The sequence below is a fragment of the Sphingomonas sp. PAMC 26605 genome (genome assembly GCF_000241485.1).
Lineage (GTDB): Bacteria > Pseudomonadota > Alphaproteobacteria > Sphingomonadales > Sphingomonadaceae > Sphingomonas.
Genome location: NZ_JH584241.1, coordinates 2,959,449 through 2,975,442, shown reverse-complemented (window position 1 = coordinate 2,975,442; position 15,994 = coordinate 2,959,449). Strand labels below are relative to the sequence as shown.

At 64.5% G+C, this 15,994-nt stretch carries 17 protein-coding genes; 9 read left to right on the top strand and 8 right to left on the bottom strand.

Features of this window, described 5'->3' with window-relative positions:
* Nucleotides 1-116: 116 nt before the first annotated feature.
* From RH90_RS23515 to RH90_RS13830, 3 genes are all read right to left on the bottom strand, one after another.
* Nucleotides 117-506, bottom strand: a complete 390-nt coding sequence (locus RH90_RS23515) for a hypothetical protein (RefSeq protein WP_010186320.1) — start codon at nt 504-506, stop codon at nt 117-119.
* A gap of 432 nt (nt 507-938) precedes the next feature.
* Nucleotides 939-1,418: a group I truncated hemoglobin gene (locus RH90_RS13835; RefSeq protein ID WP_010186319.1), complete on the bottom strand. Its 480-nt coding sequence runs from the start codon at nt 1,416-1,418 to the stop codon at nt 939-941.
* 14 nt (nt 1,419-1,432) lie between these two features.
* The gene (locus tag RH90_RS13830) at nt 1,433-2,311 is read right to left on the bottom strand and encodes a DUF3034 family protein (RefSeq protein ID WP_029625322.1); all 879 of its coding nucleotides are present in this window, start codon (nt 2,309-2,311) and stop codon (nt 1,433-1,435) included.
* Nucleotides 2,312-2,434: 123 nt separating this feature from the next.
* On the opposite strand from RH90_RS13830, the gene RH90_RS13825 reads away from it, so the two are divergent.
* The 3 genes from RH90_RS13825 (at nt 2,435) to rpsU (ending at nt 5,899) form a co-directional block, all read left to right on the top strand.
* Nucleotides 2,435-3,040: a methylamine utilization protein gene (locus RH90_RS13825; protein WP_232280362.1), complete on the top strand. Its 606-nt coding sequence runs from the start codon at nt 2,435-2,437 to the stop codon at nt 3,038-3,040.
* Between the two features lie 95 nt (nt 3,041-3,135).
* On the top strand, nt 3,136-5,391 hold the full coding sequence (locus RH90_RS13820; RefSeq protein WP_232280361.1) for a putative bifunctional diguanylate cyclase/phosphodiesterase: 2,256 nt from the start codon (nt 3,136-3,138) through the stop codon (nt 5,389-5,391).
* A gap of 307 nt (nt 5,392-5,698) precedes the next feature.
* Nucleotides 5,699-5,899 carry a 30S ribosomal protein S21 gene (gene rpsU / locus RH90_RS13815; RefSeq protein WP_010186315.1) on the top strand — a complete coding sequence of 67 codons (201 nt, stop codon included), beginning with the start codon at nt 5,699-5,701 and terminating at the stop codon, nt 5,897-5,899.
* Between the two features lie 128 nt (nt 5,900-6,027).
* Here the strand turns inward: rpsU and RH90_RS13810 are convergent, their stop codons facing one another.
* Genes RH90_RS13810 through RH90_RS13790 form a run of 5 tightly spaced genes read right to left on the bottom strand, consistent with a single transcriptional unit; the run spans nt 6,028 to nt 9,322 of the window.
* Entirely contained in the window at nt 6,028-6,246 is a 219-nt protein-coding gene (locus tag RH90_RS13810) for a hypothetical protein (RefSeq protein WP_010186314.1), read from the bottom strand.
* A complete protein-coding gene (tnpC, locus tag RH90_RS13805) occupies nt 6,246-7,892 on the bottom strand; it encodes an IS66 family transposase (RefSeq protein ID WP_010186313.1) in 1,647 nt (548 codons plus the stop codon). The genes RH90_RS13810 and tnpC overlap by 1 nt, the downstream gene beginning before the upstream one ends.
* Before the next feature lie 49 nt (nt 7,893-7,941).
* Entirely contained in the window at nt 7,942-8,283 is a 342-nt protein-coding gene (tnpB, locus tag RH90_RS13800) for an IS66 family insertion sequence element accessory protein TnpB (RefSeq protein WP_010186312.1), read from the bottom strand.
* Nucleotides 8,280-8,621 (bottom strand): IS66-like element accessory protein TnpA, encoded by a 342-nt coding sequence (gene tnpA, locus RH90_RS13795; RefSeq protein ID WP_010186311.1) that lies wholly within the window; start codon nt 8,619-8,621, stop codon nt 8,280-8,282. Before tnpA ends, tnpB begins: the two co-directional genes overlap by 4 nt.
* A gap of 53 nt (nt 8,622-8,674) precedes the next feature.
* The gene (locus RH90_RS13790) at nt 8,675-9,322 is read right to left on the bottom strand and encodes an ArsR/SmtB family transcription factor (protein ID WP_010186310.1); all 648 of its coding nucleotides are present in this window, start codon (nt 9,320-9,322) and stop codon (nt 8,675-8,677) included.
* A 117-nt stretch (nt 9,323-9,439) separates the two neighbouring features.
* Between RH90_RS13790 and RH90_RS13785 the strand changes: the two genes are divergently transcribed.
* The 6 genes from RH90_RS13785 (at nt 9,440) to RH90_RS13760 (ending at nt 15,907) form a co-directional block, all read left to right on the top strand.
* On the top strand, nt 9,440-9,769 hold the full coding sequence (locus tag RH90_RS13785; protein ID WP_010186309.1) for an NIPSNAP family protein: 330 nt from the start codon (nt 9,440-9,442) through the stop codon (nt 9,767-9,769).
* Nucleotides 9,766-10,116, top strand: coding sequence for an antibiotic biosynthesis monooxygenase family protein (locus tag RH90_RS13780; RefSeq protein ID WP_010186308.1), 351 nt, complete (start codon nt 9,766-9,768; stop codon nt 10,114-10,116). Before RH90_RS13785 ends, RH90_RS13780 begins: the two co-directional genes overlap by 4 nt.
* Nucleotides 10,117-10,419: 303 nt before the next feature.
* Nucleotides 10,420-11,187: a DNA polymerase III subunit epsilon gene (locus tag RH90_RS13775; RefSeq protein ID WP_010186307.1), complete on the top strand. Its 768-nt coding sequence runs from the start codon at nt 10,420-10,422 to the stop codon at nt 11,185-11,187.
* 279 nt (nt 11,188-11,466) lie between these two features.
* Nucleotides 11,467-12,132 (top strand): RNA polymerase sigma factor, encoded by a 666-nt coding sequence (locus tag RH90_RS13770; RefSeq protein WP_232280360.1) that lies wholly within the window; start codon nt 11,467-11,469, stop codon nt 12,130-12,132.
* Entirely contained in the window at nt 12,101-13,114 is a 1,014-nt protein-coding gene (locus RH90_RS13765) for a FecR family protein (RefSeq protein ID WP_010186303.1), read from the top strand. Before RH90_RS13770 ends, RH90_RS13765 begins: the two co-directional genes overlap by 32 nt.
* Nucleotides 13,115-13,195: 81 nt before the next feature.
* Complete coding sequence (locus tag RH90_RS13760; RefSeq protein WP_010186302.1) at nt 13,196-15,907, top strand: TonB-dependent receptor domain-containing protein; 2,712 nt, start codon at nt 13,196-13,198, stop codon at nt 15,905-15,907.
* Nucleotides 15,908-15,994: the final 87 nt, after the last annotated feature.

The window sequence follows — 15,994 nt, the reverse complement described above, 5'->3', positions numbered from 1 at the left end:
ACTTTTAGCGTCAGCGGACGTCATGAAGCGTTCAGGCGCAAGTTGGACGTGGCTGTTAGCGGGCGCTCGGAAAGCGCGGGTTGGGCGGATGGCCCCTCCGCCGTACGATGCGCCCGTCAATGCTTGTTGAAATAGCCGAGCGGTCCACACCTTCGGAAGGTCATCGCCGACCGGGCCTTAATCAGCGTGAACCTATCATTGCCATTCTGACGCAAATTGAAGGTCTGCGTATCTGGATGAGTGGGGCTGCCATCGCCCGCCGCGCGACAGGTTTCAACAATTGTCATGACGCCAGCTCGCTTCTTCGTGATCCTGTCCGTGCAATTGCTGGCGTGCGGATAGGAGAAGCTTCGTCCATCATAGCTCATCGTCGAGGCATTGGGCTGCTCGTCGCAGGCAAGTCCGGCCGCCCCATAATCACCTGCCTTGAGTGTTATCGTCGCCGCATTTGCGGAGGCAGCAAGCATCAGGATTGGAGCCATGGCTGCGCAGGCGGGCATTCGCATCGGTCACTCTCCTTATGGCCGCATGATCGAGGCCGATACACGCGGCGCTCGACCGCATGATGATAAGCCGTCGCCATCGCCAGGCGAATGACAAACGTATCATGCGGCGGGTGCAGCGGTGTTTCTCGTTGGGGACGTCGCCCTGGGCGGAAGCAGCCCAGCCCCGCCGTGACGACCCAGATCCGGACATTTACGACGCGACTTCGCCGTCCCAAATCCGGTCACTTGTTCATTTTAGTCTCACGGTCGGTTCCCGGACCTGAAAGCGGCCCCGGGACCGACCTGATTTGGCGCAATCCGGAACCTCGGCTTCCTGGATGATGAAATATCCTCTCGTTCACTCACTCAGTTTGCGGGCATCTACAACAAACCTAGCATATCCCGGCGTAGGCACTCCTTGTAGAATTCGGCGAACGTCAGACCCACGGCGTTTCAGCGTTCTACCGCATCTCGCTTCATTGGCGCGAGTTTCGCCAGGAAACGGTTTTGCGCGAAGAAGGCTACGCCTTCCATACGCATCGCAGCTTGCAGATCCTCGACCAGCGCGCCGACATCAGCGGTCTGGAGGCCGAGGTTCTTGTGCGCCGCCTTCATCGTGCGACCGCTATACGCGCAGCCGCCGTTCAGAATGTGGCAGAATTGCTCTTTGAGCAGGCGGCGCAATCGCACCTCGTCCTGCCCTTTGAAGATGTCGGCGATGCGCGGGTCGCGCTTCATCCGGGTGACGAGATCGTCGGCGATGCGGTCGATCCCAGCCCTGCCGTGAAACGACTTGAGCATCGCCTTGCCTTCGAACGGGGTCGCCCCGGCATTAGCATTACTTTGTGGATAGACATCGACCGGATCCTCGCCGGGCGGTGGAACAGTTTGCGGCGCGGTTTGCAGCGAGAGCACGAGAGCGACGATCAGCATCGCCGGAGCCTAGCTCAGAAGCCGCCTTGGATCGACAGGAATGCGCCACGCTGGCGTTTGACCGTCGCTATATCGCCAAGATCGGTATAGGCTACCGTCATCGCGACGTGGCGCTGGACTTGCCACGCTGCGAACAGGTCATACGCCGACTGCTCGCGGGCGAAGCCGAGATTGTCAGGGTTGGTCCGCACTTCCGCGCCGAGCAGGATGCGGGGCGAGATGAGGACACCCGCGGAACCCTCGAATTCGGGGTGATAGGCGTCGCTTTTGTCGCCGCCGAAGCCGAGCAATCCGAAATGGTTTGCTTTGGTGAAGCGCACCGTACTGCCAATCACCAAGCTTTTCGACAGGACCAGCTTCGCGGCCGAGATGAGGAAATCGGTGCCTTCGGCCTGCTTGCCGCCGATGGCTGCAATAATATCCGCCTTTTCCGCGCGTTTGTATTGCACGCCGACTGAGATCTGCGGCAGCAGCCTGTCCTGGTCGTATACTGCATCGCCGAGGACACGGACCTTCGCGCCGAACACGTCCTGCCCGAATTCGAAATTGCGCCCGATGCCGAGCGTCGCGCCCGCCGCGCGCGTATTGAACACCTGGTGCGCGTAGGACAGTTCGACGCGGTTGCGGACGCCGAGTGCGACGCCGACACTTTTCAAGTCGAAGTCCGGCAGCTCCACGATCGTCGCGTGCGCGGTTCCGCCGATCCCTGCGTCGGTTTCGTTGCCCGCGATCAGCGACCATGTCGCAAGGCCGCCCCCGGCCGAACCTTCGATTGCCGAAACGCCGCCTGTCAGCAGCAACTTGCCACCCTGCCGCAGTTCGCCGGCGCACGCCGGTGCCGCGAGAATGATACCGGAGACGGCGCAAAGCGCCGCTATAAGACGTTTCGTCACTGCAAAGCCCTGAACCCGATGGTCCGTTTCGGACCAGCCTTGTGGCCATTATGCAAACAGGGTTCTTTTTGCGTGAACGCGCGCTTCACGAATTGGCGACACCTCGCGGCTAGATGCGAGAGCATGAGTATGTATCGTGCAGCGTTCACTGCGGCAGCGGCGAGTTTTCTGGCAAGCGCAGCGAGCGCCGCTACCGTCAATATCGATGTCCGCGGCTCGGACGGCAAGCCGCTCGCCGGCGCAGTCGTGATGGTCGACACGTCGCGTAAATCCGCCGCGCCAATCAAATTCGATTACGCGTATGAAATGGCGCAGCAGAACATCGCCTTCGTACCGCACGTTCTGATCGTCCCCGTCGGATCTTCGGTCACCTTCCCCAATCGCGACAAGGTTCGCCACCACGTCTACTCGTTTTCCAAGGCGAAGAAGTTCGACTTGAAGCTCTACGGCAAGGACGAGACGCGCGCGGTCGTGTTCGACAAAGCCGGGGTGGTGGCACTTGGCTGCAACATCCATGATGCGATGAGCGGGTTCGTTATCGCCGTCGATACGCCGTTCGCAGTGCAGACCGATGCCAATGGCCATGCGACGATCACCGGCGTGCCGATCGGGGGCGCGTCGATCCGGGTGTGGCATCCGACAATCCACGCCGCCGACAACATACTGACGCAACCCGCGACGGTAAGCGCTGCGGGCTTCGCCACCACCTACACGATCCGCGGAAAATGATGCCATTCCTGCCCAAACCACTTTGGCAGTTTCGCCGTTTGAGCACGAAGCTCGCTGTATTGTACGGAATGCTGTTCGCCGCTTGTCTGCTACTTGTGGCAATCGTCGGACAGTTCGTCATATGGAGCAACGCGCGCACAACTGTTCGCGCCGAATTGAGTGCCAGCGGCAGCGTGTACGACCGGCTCTGGGCACTGCGCGCGCAATCGCTGGGCGACACAGCGTCGGTGCTGGCGCGCGATTTCGGGTTTCGCTCGGCGATCGCAAGCGGCGACCGCCCCACGATCGAATCCGCGCTCGCCAATCTTGGCCAACGTGCCGATGTCGCGCAGACCTTCTTCGTCGACACGGCGGGTGAAGTGACCGGCACAGGTCTCCCCGAACTGCGCCGGGCGGTCGGGGCGGTGCCCAATAGCCTGGCGAGCGGTCGCAAGGACGCGGTGATAGCGACCCCAAAGGGCGCGTTTCGCCTGATCGTCTCATCGGTGCTGGCGCCCAACGAAATCGGTTGGGTGATCTTCGCGCTGCCGCTCGACGGGCGCGAGATGCGGGCGTTGCAACATCTGTCCGCGATCCCGCTCAACGCCACGATCCTCCATCGCCAGCAAGGGCATTGGTTGGGGGTTGCTGGCCAGGACACGCGTGACGACGCGCTCGATAGCTTCGTCGCCAAGGCGATTAGCGGCGACACCGTACCGGGCGCACTAACTTTGGCGAACGGCTATGCCTTCGCGCTGGCCAAGCCGCTTATCGGCCCGGGCGGCAAACCCGCGGCGGTGCTGCTGCTGAGCTACCCGTTGAGCGCGGCGATGGCGGGCTATCGCACGATGCAAATCGGCATCCTGCTTGCAGGCGGCATTGGACTCGTCCTCGTCCTGCTCGGCAGCCGTCGCCTCGCGACCAGCATCGCACGGCCGATCGCCGCGCTAGATGCCGCTGCACGCTCGCTCGAAGAGGGCAACCGCACCGAAGTCCGCATTGATGGCGTCGATGAAGTCGGGCGTCTGGCGGAAAGCTTCAACCGCATGTCGGCGGGCATTGTCGAACGTGAGCATCGCATCACGCACCTCGCTTTCCACGATTCCCTTACCGGACTGCCCAACCGCACCTATTTCCGGCAGCAGTTGGAGGCCGGGCTGACACGCGCGCGCAAGCGGCGGGAGCGAATAACCATCCTCTGCCTCGATCTCGACGGCTTCAAGGGCGTTAACGACACACTCGGCCATCCCGTGGGCGACGCGCTGCTGCGCCAGATCGGCGAGACACTCAGCGGGATCGCCGGCGATGGTATCGTCTCGCGGCTCGGCGGCGATGAATTCGCGATTATTCTGGAAGAGCGCGGCGATGCCGACCGGCCGCGCGCTTTGGCGCAGAATATTCTCGATGCGCTTCGCCAACCCGTGCGGGTCGACGGTCATCAGATCGCGACGGGCGTCAGCATCGGCATCGCGGTCGGCCCTGGAGACGGAGCGGATGCCGACGTGCTGCTCAAGAACGCTGACCTCGCGCTATACCGCGCCAAGCAGGACAGCCGCGGCGTGTTCCGCTTCTTCGAACCATCGCTAGACGCCGCCGCGCGCAAGCGCCGCCAGCTCGAGCTCGACTTGCGCGAGGCATTGCAGGGCGGGCAGTTCCGCCTCAACTTCCAGCCAATTTTCGATTTGAAGAAGAACCGGATTGGCGGCTTCGAGGCGCTGCTGCGATGGGAGCACCCGACGCGCGGCAATGTGCCGCCGGTCGAGTTCATCTCGGTCGCCGAGGACACTGGCCTCATCATCGCGATCGGCGACTGGGTGATGCAGGAAGCGTGTCGTCAAGCCATCGCCTGGCCTGAGCATGTACGCGTCGCGGTGAACGTGTCGCCGTTGCAATTCCGCAATTCGGGCTTTCAGAACGTGATCTTCCAGGCGCTGTCGCGCAGCGGCCTCGTGCCCAACCGGCTCGAGATCGAAATCACCGAATCGGTGTTCCTAGATGGCGAAACCACGGTCTTGACCTTGCTGCACCAGCTGCGCGCAATGGGCGTTCGCGTCGCGCTAGACGATTTCGGGACGGGCTATTCCTCGCTCAGCTATTTGCGCAGCTTTCCGTTCGACAAGATTAAGATCGACAAGAGCTTCGTTAATGCGGTCGCCGAGGACCACAGCGCCGCCGCGATCGTGCGCGCGATCGTCGATCTCGCCACCGCGCTCGACATGGAGACGACCGCGGAGGGCGTTGAGGACCGCGACCAGCTCGCCGAACTGCGCGGCCAGGGGTGCAGCAGCATCCAAGGCTATCTCTTCAGCCGACCTATCGAAGGGGCCGCAGTCATGGAGATGATTGCGGGACCTATGTCGGCGGCGGCGTAAGCCGGAAGAATGTAACGATAAGGCTGAGCTAAGGGGCTACTTGCGGCATCCTGCTGCTAACAAATTTGACGGTAAAACTCTATCGTATGTCCGGGGCTGGGGTCGTCGAACAGCTTTTATGTCGCTAGGACCCAGAAAGCGACGTCGGGCGGTCCTTTTGCGATCCCCAACTTCAGACATCTGTTCATGCCGCAGATCCACTTTGATCATAGGCACCGATCCGGCGCATCGGGCCTTGGCTTAAAGCGCCCTGGACCCTAGAGCGAGCTGCGTATTCGGCGCGAAGCGACATCTCGAGAAAACCAGCATGCAGATCATCGTACGCGACAACAACGTGGATCAGGCGCTCCGCGTCCTCAAAAAGAAGCTGCAACGCGAAGGGATCTATCGCGAACTGAAGCTCCGGAAACATTACGAAAAGCCCTCGGAGAAACGTGCGCGTCAGTATGCTGCCGCCATCCGTCGCGCGAAAAAGGCTGATCGCAAGCGTGCCGAGAAGGACGGCTGATCAGCCTTCGTGCTGCCCGTAACGACGCGATCAAATAAACGTCATTTGCGATCGCCCTTCATGGCGTTGCGCGAAGCCAGCTGTCCGCAGCGTATCCATCCGGCGAGGGCCGCGCAGCCTCAGCTATCTCATATAAGCTGCGAGCGTCGTTCATCGAGCATTTCGTTGAGGCGATCGAGGCCCCAAGGAGTGAACGCGATGACGGACTCGGCTGTTTCGTCGAGGCTGTCGATGATGCTGAAGCAGCCGTCCTCGGGTGACATTTGTTCGGCCAGTTCCTCGATGAGATCGACACAGAGTCGCAGTGCGGCGTAGCGACCTGTGAACACCATGGACGGGGCGGCCATCAGGCGGCTTTTGCGACCTGGTTCGAGGGTGACCAGTTCCAGGGAAGGAGTTCGTCGAGCCGGGCGGCGGGATGATCGGCGATACGGGCGAGGACGTCGGCGAGCCATGCCTGCGGATCGGCGTTGCTGAGCCGCGCGGTCTGGATGAGGGTGTAGAGGATCGCGGCACGCTGCCCGCCACGATCGGAACCGCAGAACAGCCACGCCTTGCGGCCGAGCGGGATACAGCGAAGCGCACGCTCGGCGGCGTTGTTGGAAAGGCAGACCCGGCCATCATCGAGGAAACGGGTGAACGCACCCCAGCGCCGCAGCATGTAGTTGATCGCCTTGGCGAGGTCGTGGTTGCGTGACAACGTCGCGTGCTGGGCGGTGAGCCAGGCGTGGAGCTCGTTCATTACCGGCGCGCTGAGCTGCTGCCGCGCGGCAAGGCGATCGGCGGGAGGCTTGCCGTTGATCTCACGCTCGATGTCGAACAGGGTGTCGAGCCGTCGCACCGCCTCCAGCGCAATCGGGTAGATCATGCCGGCGTGTTCGCCGCGGCTCTTCTTGCGAGCGGCACCGGCGACATCGGCGAGCTCGAAGAACTTGCGCCGGGCGTGCGCGAAGCAACCAGCCTCGCGCACCGGACCGGGCAAGCGGCCTTCGCGATACAGCGCACCATAGCCACCATAAGCGTCGGCTTGCAGGATCCCGGACCAGGTCGCGAGATGAGCCTGGGGATGTTCGCCGCGTCGGTCGCGTGAGTAATGGAACAGTGCCGCGGGCGGACCGGCACCGGCGAACGGCCGATCGTCGCGGACGTACACCCACAATCGACCGACATCGGTCTTGATCTTGGCCATGACCGGTACGGTCGTGTCGTCGCCGTGCAGCCGTTCGGCGGCGAGGACATGCGCCTCGATCCGCCTGTAAAGCGGCGTGAGCGCGACGGCGGCCGCGCCGACCTGATCGGCGAGCGTGGAGACGCTGAGCGGCACGCCTTCGCGGGCGAACCGTTCGGCCTGGCGGTTGAGCGGCTGGTGCTGCCCGTACTTCTCGAACAAGACCATGGCGAGGAAGCTGGGGCCGGCCCACCCTCGCGGCACGACATGGAACGGTGCCGGCGGCTGGCTGATCTTCTCGCAGTCCCGACAGGCGACCTTCTCGCGCACGGTCTGAATGACCTTCCACGCGCGCGGGATCACCTCGAGCGTCTCGGTCACATCTTCGCCGAGCTTCGACAGGCGCGTGCCGCCACAGGCCAGGCACGCGCACGGCGCTGCGATGACCACGCGCTCGCGCGGCAGATGTGCGGGGAACGGCTGGCGAACCGGTCGCTTGCGCTCGAACGAGGCTACGCTGGTCGCCGTGGCGGCGGTGACTTCGGCGATGAGGTCGTCCGCACCGGCGTCGGCCTCAAGGTCCTCGAGCTGCAGCTCCATCTGCTCGAGCAGGCGGCGGCTGCGCTCGGCGCTTGGGCCGTACTGTTCACGCCTGAGCTTGGCGATCTGCAGCTTGAGGTGCGCGATCATCGCTTGGGTCGCGCTCTCGCGCGCCGCGGCGGTGGCAAGGCGCGCCTCAGCCTCGTCGGCGCGCTGGATCGTTGCAGCGAGCAGCGCCTTGAGCGCTACAATATCATCCGGAAGAGGCGAAACGACGGCTTCCATGACGCAGAGTGAATCATCCTCCACGCCCTCATGCAAGCCGCAAAATGCGCTATCCCGCGCTCACCGGGCGCCAGCTATACTGCGGATTACGCCAGTCTATCCCGTCGAGCAGGCAGGCCAGCTGCGAGCGCGTCAAGGACACCACGCCATCCTTCGCCGAGGGCCAGATGAAGCGGCCGCGCTCGATCCGCTTGGCGTAGAGCGATGCGCCGATCCCGTCGTGCCAGATGATCTTCACCAACGATCCGGCACGACCTCGGAACACGTACAGGTCGCCGCCATGGGGATCGCGGCCGAGACCTTGCTGCACCAGCAGAGCCAGACCCTGCATCCCCTTGCGCATGTCGGTGTGGCCCATCGCGATCCACACCCGCGCATCCGACGGGATCATCGCATCGCCTTCAAGGCCGCCGCCACCAGAGCCGGTGACGCTGAAGCAAAGATCTTCAGCCGCCCGCCGTCGGGCAGATCGAAAACGGCAGCGACAACGGGCTCGCACACTTGCTGGGGTCGCTCATCCACCAGCACCGCCGGCACGAAGGCCGGGTCCGCCTGGCGCCGCATCACTTGCCGCCACTCGTAGATCTGGCTGCGGGCAACGTCATGGCGCCGCGCCACGTCGCAGACCCGCGCGCCCGACTGAAACGCCTCTGTGACAATCTGCTCGCGCTGCTCATCGCTCCAGCGACGGCGACGCTCCGGTCCCGCCAGTATCGTTACCTGCGCCATGATCGAAACCGACGTCCTTACGTGCGACTGTAAGGACGTCCTCTAGCTCCAGCTCACAAACAGCAAGGCGGCCCCCGCCGGATGGCTACAGCGCTGTCGATCGAATGGTTGAGCAAGGCTCTCCCGACCACGCCCGCGATGTGCGGGCGGCGCTCGCTCCAGTCGCGGCAAGGCCGACAGAACGCCCCCCGGCCCCGCCAGCCAGCGGCCTGAGGGATATCGATCCCGAGGTCGTCCAGCAGTCGCCCCCCCAAACCGGTCAGCTCGCCGCCATCGACGCCGAACCTGATTTCACCGCGCTCGATCATTTGATCGGCGATGCCCACCGCTAAGCGCCCGGCCAGATGGTCGTAGCACGTCCTGGCCTGACGCATCGCCACGTCCGTCGGCCCGGTTCGGGGGGCTACGCGACGCATGGTGGACCCGGTCACGGCGACCGCCATCATACCCTCGATCATCTGCGCGATCGCGGGTGTCGCCATACGGTGGTATCGGCGTCGGCCTTGGCGCTCGACCGCGAGCAGTTCCCCGGCGACGAGCCGCGCGAGATGGCCGCTCGCGGTCTGCGGCGTCACGCCGGCGACGACCGCGAGTTCGGTTGCAGTGAGAGCCCTGCCATCCATCAAAGCGACGAGCATGCTCGCCCGCGCCGGATCGCCGACAAGCGCGCCGATTGCGGCGAAGGCGTTGGTTGTGAGCATGCAAACTCCTCCTGATCGGCACTCGCGCTATCACATGCTGCGCCAGGACGCTTCGGCCGCAACCGAAGCTTCGTCCCCTTCCTGCGAGTACATGGCGGTACAGACGGAGACACACAGATGATCACATGCTTTATACGATACGAAATTGCCCCCTACCGCGTAGACGCTTTCGAGCACTATGCCAGGACCTGGGGCCAAGCCATCCCGCGTTGCGGTGCCGACCTGATCGGATACTTTGCGCCTCAAGAAGGCTCCGCGACCACCGCCTATGGCGTATACTCGGTCGCCGATCTGGCCGCTTATGAGGCGTACCGCGCGCGCCTGCGCGACGACCCACTGGGCCGCGAGAACTATGACTTCGCCAAGCGCGAACGGATCATCACGCGCGAGGACCGCATCTTCCTGCGACTGGCATCAGCACCGCATGCGCCGCTGGTGCAAGCGTGATCGCCGTCATCTTCGAGGTCCTCCCCGACCCCGATCGCAAGCAGCGCTATCTTGATCTTGCCGCGGCGCTGAAGCTGGAACTCAGCGCCATCGAAGGCTTCATATCGGTTGAGCGGTTCCAGAGTCTGAACGATCCGGACAAAATGCTGTCGCTCTCGTTCTTCCGAAACGAGCAAGCCGTGATGGCTTGGCGTAATACCGCCGCTCACCGCGCTACTCAGGCTTCCGGTCGGGGCGGGGTGTTCGCCGATTATCGGCTCCGCGTCGCGGAAGTGTCTCGCGACTACGGCATGTTCGAGCGTGCACAGGCACCCATAGACAGCCGCAGCGCGAAGTTGACGGCGTAGATAAGGTCAGTTTGCAGCCGCGGCTACCCAGAAGGCGACATTCAGGCCGCAAGCTTGGCTCCGCGGAAGCGGACATTTGTTAAGGTGATCCGGTCGTTGCAAAAAGCGACCAGATCTTTCCATGCGGAACGGTGAGGGGTGGCACGGAGCGGCCGTTCGCTGGGTGAATACCCAAGGTCAGCTGTCTTACCCAGACGATCCGGGTCGCTGCAACTGGTCCAAGCGATGGATCGCCCCCCCAACTTCGAGCTTCAAACCGAAGAACATTGCGAGAACGTATCTTACGCGATATCTTCCAGGAACATGACGACCTTTTCGAATTCCACCCGCAGGCGCATCCGGGTCATCGATCTGGAGACGGCTGGCTCCGCCTCCCACAGCGTGTGCGAGATTGGTTGGCAGGACGTCGTCCAGGCGATCGATGGTCGCTGGGAGGTCAACGCGGAGCGTGGTGCGCGGTTCGTCGATCCAGGCGGGCCGATCTCGCCGCAGACGATGGCCATCCACCATATCGTCGATGCAGACGTCGCAGGAGCGCCATTCTGGAAAGATGTGGCACCGCAGGTCCTGCGGCCGACCGGCGGCGTGGTCGCACTGGCTGCGCATCGGGCCACGTTCGAGCAGCGTTTCTGCTCGCCCAGGCTTTCCGGCGGCGCCCGCTGGATTTGCACATGGAAGTGCGCGCTTCGTACATGGCCCGCCCTCCCCAGATTCTCCAATCAGGGTCTGCGCTACGAGCGAATGCCGACTGGCCTGGATCGTGCGACGGGCCTTCCAGCGCACCGTGCTATGCCGGATGCCTACGTTACCGCGCATCACCTGCGCGATATGCTGAATGCTTCTTCACTGCAGCAGCTTCTGACGTGGAGCGAGCAGCCCGGCCTTTTGCCGCGCGTGCCCTCTGGCCCGGACCGGAAGCGGCCATGGGGCGAACTGAGCGACGACGCGCTCGCGGGCTACGCTAAGGATCGTGACGTGGACATCCGCTTCAGCGCGGAGACCGAACAGCGTCGTCGCGGAAACCGTGGTGCGATCCCGGCGAAAGCCGAGGTCCAATCCTCGCTACTCTGAGCAGCACGACGTTGCTCTGCGGCATGCTCGAATGCCTATCGTCGCGGATCATTGGCCGGCGCTAATTGGTGGTGCCGCGCGGCTACCGTTCTTATGTTTATTGATTGGCATCTGGGCAACGTAGCTGCGTCGTTCATCGTGAGGCTGTTTGTAGCCCGCCGATGATGGCGGCAAAGACGCTTGCGCGGCAGGAACTGCTGATTGCTGGATGTAGTATCGCACTAAGACGGTACTTGCTTGAGGAGAGCCAAGCCTTAATCATCCGTGTCGCCTACGCGAGTGCCATGGATCATTCTCGCCTTTGTCACAATCTCGTGCGATGCGAGAAGGATGGAACCGCCATACCTAGCGCGCAGTCGATGGTTGGCGGCCCATGTTTTGCCGCATGAACCCGCCATCAGAGCTTGGTTGCGCCGAACGACGCAGATTTCGGACTCCGACATCGACGACATCGTGCAGGAAACCTACGCCATCCTCGCTCGGCTCGACAGCGTCGATGCGATCCGTGACCCGCGGAATTACGCGGCCCGGGTCGCCAAGTCGGTGTTCCTCCAAGGGCTGCGGCGCAGCAAGATCGTCCCGATCGGATCGATCGCCGATCTTGCCGCGCTCGGCGAGGTCGACGATGCGCCAGGGCCTGAGCAACAGCTGCACGGACGACGCGAATTGCGCCGCGTCGAAGCCGCGATCGGCGAGATGCCGACGCAAGTCCGCAAGGTCTTCTGGCTCCGTCGCGTGGAAGGTCTCTCGCAGCGCGAGACCGCCAGCCGCCTTGGCCTCGCCGAACATACCGTCGAGAAATACAGCGCGAAGGGCATGAAATTTCTGCTCCGGCAATTTGGCCGTGGCGGAAATGTCATCGCCGGGTCATCTACCGTGCAGGACCCGACGCTTGTGGAGTGTGATCTGCCGAATGCCCCATCGCGAAACCGCCAGCCAGATTGAGGACGACGCCACGCTGTGGGCGGCGAAGGCGGAGCGCGGGCTGACAGCAGAAGAGCAGGGCGTGCTCGATCAATGGCTGGCGGGCGACAGCCGCCGCCTCGGCGCCTTCGTGCGCGCTCAGGCCGCCTGGATCCATGCCGAGCGGGCCATGGCGCTCGGCACGATGCCCGAGTCCGCGACGCCGCCGTCCGAAGCCCCCGTCCCGCGCGATGCACCACGCCCGCGCGTGCTGAACCGCCGCATGGCGCTGGCCGGCGGCGGCGCGCTCGCCGCGTCGCTGGCCGCGGCCTATGTCCTCGGGTCCGATAGGACTCGGATGCTGGAAAGCGGTGTCGGCGAAATCCGCCATATCGCCTTGCGAGGCGGGTCGGTGCTCATGCTCGACACCGATACGCGGGTCGACGTCACCGACACGGCCGACGACGGGAAGCTCGAGCTCGTCCGCGGCAAGCTGTTTCTGACGATACCACGCGCGCGCGCGGAGCCGCTCATCGTGCGCACCGGGGATCTTGTGCTGCAGGCGGCGGGAGGCGCCTTCAGCCTGCAGAACGTGCTCGCCGCCCCGATCATCGCGCTCGTGACCGAAGGGCAAGCGATCGTGTCACAATCGCAGGGCATGTTGCGCGGCACGCGAACCGTGACGCTCGAAAAGAATCATGCCCTCACCCTCCTATCCAATCGCCCCCTGCTCGCCGAATACATACGGCCTGTGGACACTGCGCAGCGGGCGCAACTCCTGGCGTGGCGCGACGGCATGCTGTCGTTTGGCGGCGAGAGGCTTGCCGACGCGGTGCGCGCGTTCGATCGCTATGGCGAGACGCGGATCGTCGTCGCGCCCGAACTCGCCCGCCAGAAGGTCGTCGGCCTGTTCAAGGCGGACGATCCACAGGGTTTCGCCACGGCCGTCGCGGCCAGCTTCGGGGGCGTGGTCACGCGCCAAGGTGACAGTATCCGCATTTCCGGAAAACCGCGCGCGGCATAGCCGGAACGGGCCTCCCCCGCGCATCTCCCGAATGGCGCGCCCGTTCCGGTCCGCCCGATGTCGACGTCTGGGAGGGAGCTCGTGGTTCGCGCGAAGGACGTAAGCGCGCTCGTCGCCGTGCTGCTTGCGGGCGCGCCCGTGCCGGCGCTGGCGCAGCAGATTCGGTTCTCCCTTGCCGAACAGCCCGCAGTGACAAGTATCCCGGAGTTCGCGCGCCAAGCGGGGCTCCAGATCGTTTCGCCGGCCGGCCTTGCCGGTCTTCGGACGCATGCGGTCAAGGGGCGTCACTCCATCGACCAAGCCCTTCGCGCGCTGCTGCGCGGGACCAACCTCTACGTCGCGGTTCGCACCGCAACCGTCGTCAGCCTCGCCATCCGTCCCCTCTCAGCGCCGCCGCGCCCGCCGCGCACGCAGCCGCCGCGCAAGGCCGCCGCCCCGCCCGCCCCCCGCGCCAAGCCCGATCCCGAAGCGTCGCCGGATATCGTCGTGACGGGCACACCATCGCCCGAACGACGGCTCGACGCCGGCCTCGCCATCACCACCGCCTCGCTCGAGCGCATCCGCGAGCTCGCGCCGAACAACACCGCCGATGTGCTCAAGCTGGTGCCGGGCATCTGGGCCGAGACCACCGGTGGCGCGACGGGGGCCAACGTGTTCGTCCGCGGCTTCCCGACCACCGGGGATGCGCCGTTCCTGACGGTCCAGCTCGACGGGGCGCCGATCTACCCGCCGACCGAACTGACCTTCAGCGAGAATACCACGCTGTTCCGCGTCGACGATATGATCGACCGCGTCGAGATCCTGCGCGGCGGGACGAGTCCGGTCGTCTCGAACGGCCAGCCCGGCGCGATCATGAATTTCATCCAGCGTACCGGCACCCAGACCTTCGGCGGCGGGCTGCGGCTGAGCACGACCGATTACGGGACGCGCCGGGCGGACGGCTATCTCACCGGGCCGATCGCGCCGGACACGGTCTTCGCCGTCGGCGGTTTCTACCGGACGTCGGACGGCCTTCGAAACACGCAATATCCGGCGGACAGGGGTGGCCAGATCACCGCCAATGTGACGCATGCCTTCTCGAACGGCACCGCGACGGCCTATGTACGCTACACGCGTGACCGCAACGCCTTCTACACCGGCGTGCCGCTGCTCGCGAACGGCGACGGCACGTTCAGCGCGCTCGCCGGCTTCGATCCGCTGCGCGACACGCTCGACGGTCGCGATACGCAGCACCTGTCGATCGAGGCCGGCCCGGGCGACCTGCGGCGGGTCGACCTCGCGGAGGGACGCGGGCTCGATCTGTTTCTTGCCGGCGTAAGCGTCGACTGGTCCCCGGGCGTGCGCACCCAGATCACCAACCGGTTCAATCTGACCGTCGGCAATGCCGATACGGTCGGCCTGTTCACCGGTTCGGTGCCCGAGACGCTCGGCCAGTATATTGCCGACACCGTCGCGCGCGCCAATGGCGACCCGCGCGTCGTCGCTGCGGCCGGCACCGCCGCGTCGGGCAGCGCGGTGCTGGCCGCGACCGGCCTGCCCGTCTCGTCCGACCGCTACGTGCTCACTGCGGGGCTATGGTCGGTGACGGAAAAGATCGCGTCGTTCACCGACGAACTGCGCGTGTCACGCACGATCGGCAGCGGGCACAAGATCAGCGCCGGCCTCTATGGGTCCTATTATCATGCCGACGCGTCCGAACTGCTCGGCAACAACCTGCTGCTGCTCGTCGAACCCAATGCGCGACGGATCGACCTCACGCTCGACAATGGCGTGAAGGCGACGCGCGACGGCTTCGTCAGCGCGACGACGAGCCAGGTCGTGGACACCAGCCACAGCACTAATCTCGCGCTGTTCCTGAGCGACACATGGTCGGTTTCGGCGCGGACCCGGCTCGACGCCGGCGTCCGCTTCGAGCGGCAATGGCTGCGCGGCAGCGTGCGCAATCTCGCGACGATCGATTTCGACGGCAATCCGCGCACGCTCTACGACAACAACGGCGCGCTGCTGCTCGCGACCTCGACCGTGCTCGGCACCGACTCCAACCGGCTTTCCTGGGCGATCGGGCTCGTCACCACAGCTGTCCCGGAGCGGCTGACGCTGCACGCACGGCTCAACCACGGCTCGAACCTGCAAAGTTTCGACAAGCTCAGGCTGGGCGGCCCGCGCACGCAATCCGCCGATGTTCTGGAGATCGGCGCCGATCTCGTCACCGGCCCGGTCCGCGCCTCGGTGAACGGTTTCGTCAATCGCTTCACCGGGCTGCAATTCACCCGCCTGCTGGCGCAACCCGATGGCAGCGTCGGGTCGATCCTGCTGACGGGCGGGGCCGATGCGGCCGGCATCGAGTTCGAGACCGACATCACGCCGCTGCCGCGGTGGAAGCTCGAGCTGCGCGGAACCTATGAGAGCGCCCACTACCGCGGCTTCGGCGACAATGACGGCAACCGCGTGGTGCGTCAGCCCAATATCCAATTCGCCGTTTCGCCCGTCTACGCAACGCAGGTCGCCGGCGCTGGCGTGAAGCTCAGCGCCACCTATACCTTTGTCGGCGCGCGCTATTCGGACGTCGAGAATCTGCAGCGTCTGCCGGCCTATGGCACCGTGGACGCCGGGCTCCACCTCAAGTGGCGCAACGGGCTGTACGCCGATCTGGTGGTGCAAAACCTGCTCAACGCCTTTGGCTTGACCGAAGGAAACACGCGCGTGCTCGGCGACGTGCTCGCCGTTGGGCCGATCGTCGCGCGGCCGCTGTTCGGCCGTAACGCGACCCTCTCCTTCGGCTATCGCTTCTGAACTCAGATCGTTCGGATCGAACGCCACCGCGCGTCCGGCCGAAAAGATTGTCGTGCGCATAGCCGGATTTCCATAGCGCGAGACATC

Excerpts from the sequence above, each read along its gene's own strand:
- RH90_RS23515 (WP_010186320.1), bottom strand. The coding sequence starts at position 506 with ATGCGAATGCCCGCCTGCGCAGCCATGGCTCCAATCCTGATGCTTGCT.
- RH90_RS13835 (WP_010186319.1), bottom strand. The coding sequence starts at position 1,418 with ATGCTGATCGTCGCTCTCGTGCTCTCGCTGCAAACCGCGCCGCAAACT.
- RH90_RS13825 (WP_232280362.1), top strand. The coding sequence starts at position 2,435 with ATGAGTATGTATCGTGCAGCGTTCACTGCGGCAGCGGCGAGTTTTCTG.
- rpsU (WP_010186315.1), top strand. The coding sequence starts at position 5,699 with ATGCAGATCATCGTACGCGACAACAACGTGGATCAGGCGCTCCGCGTC.
- RH90_RS13810 (WP_010186314.1), bottom strand. The coding sequence starts at position 6,246 with ATGGCCGCCCCGTCCATGGTGTTCACAGGTCGCTACGCCGCACTGCGA.
- tnpC (WP_010186313.1), bottom strand. The coding sequence starts at position 7,892 with ATGGAAGCCGTCGTTTCGCCTCTTCCGGATGATATTGTAGCGCTCAAG.
- tnpB (WP_010186312.1), bottom strand. The coding sequence starts at position 8,283 with ATGATCCCGTCGGATGCGCGGGTGTGGATCGCGATGGGCCACACCGAC.
- tnpA (WP_010186311.1), bottom strand. The coding sequence starts at position 8,621 with ATGGCGCAGGTAACGATACTGGCGGGACCGGAGCGTCGCCGTCGCTGG.
- RH90_RS13790 (WP_010186310.1), bottom strand. The coding sequence starts at position 9,322 with ATGCTCACAACCAACGCCTTCGCCGCAATCGGCGCGCTTGTCGGCGAT.
- RH90_RS13785 (WP_010186309.1), top strand. The coding sequence starts at position 9,440 with ATGATCACATGCTTTATACGATACGAAATTGCCCCCTACCGCGTAGAC.
- RH90_RS13775 (WP_010186307.1), top strand. The coding sequence starts at position 10,420 with ATGACGACCTTTTCGAATTCCACCCGCAGGCGCATCCGGGTCATCGAT.
- RH90_RS13765 (WP_010186303.1), top strand. The coding sequence starts at position 12,101 with ATGCCCCATCGCGAAACCGCCAGCCAGATTGAGGACGACGCCACGCTG.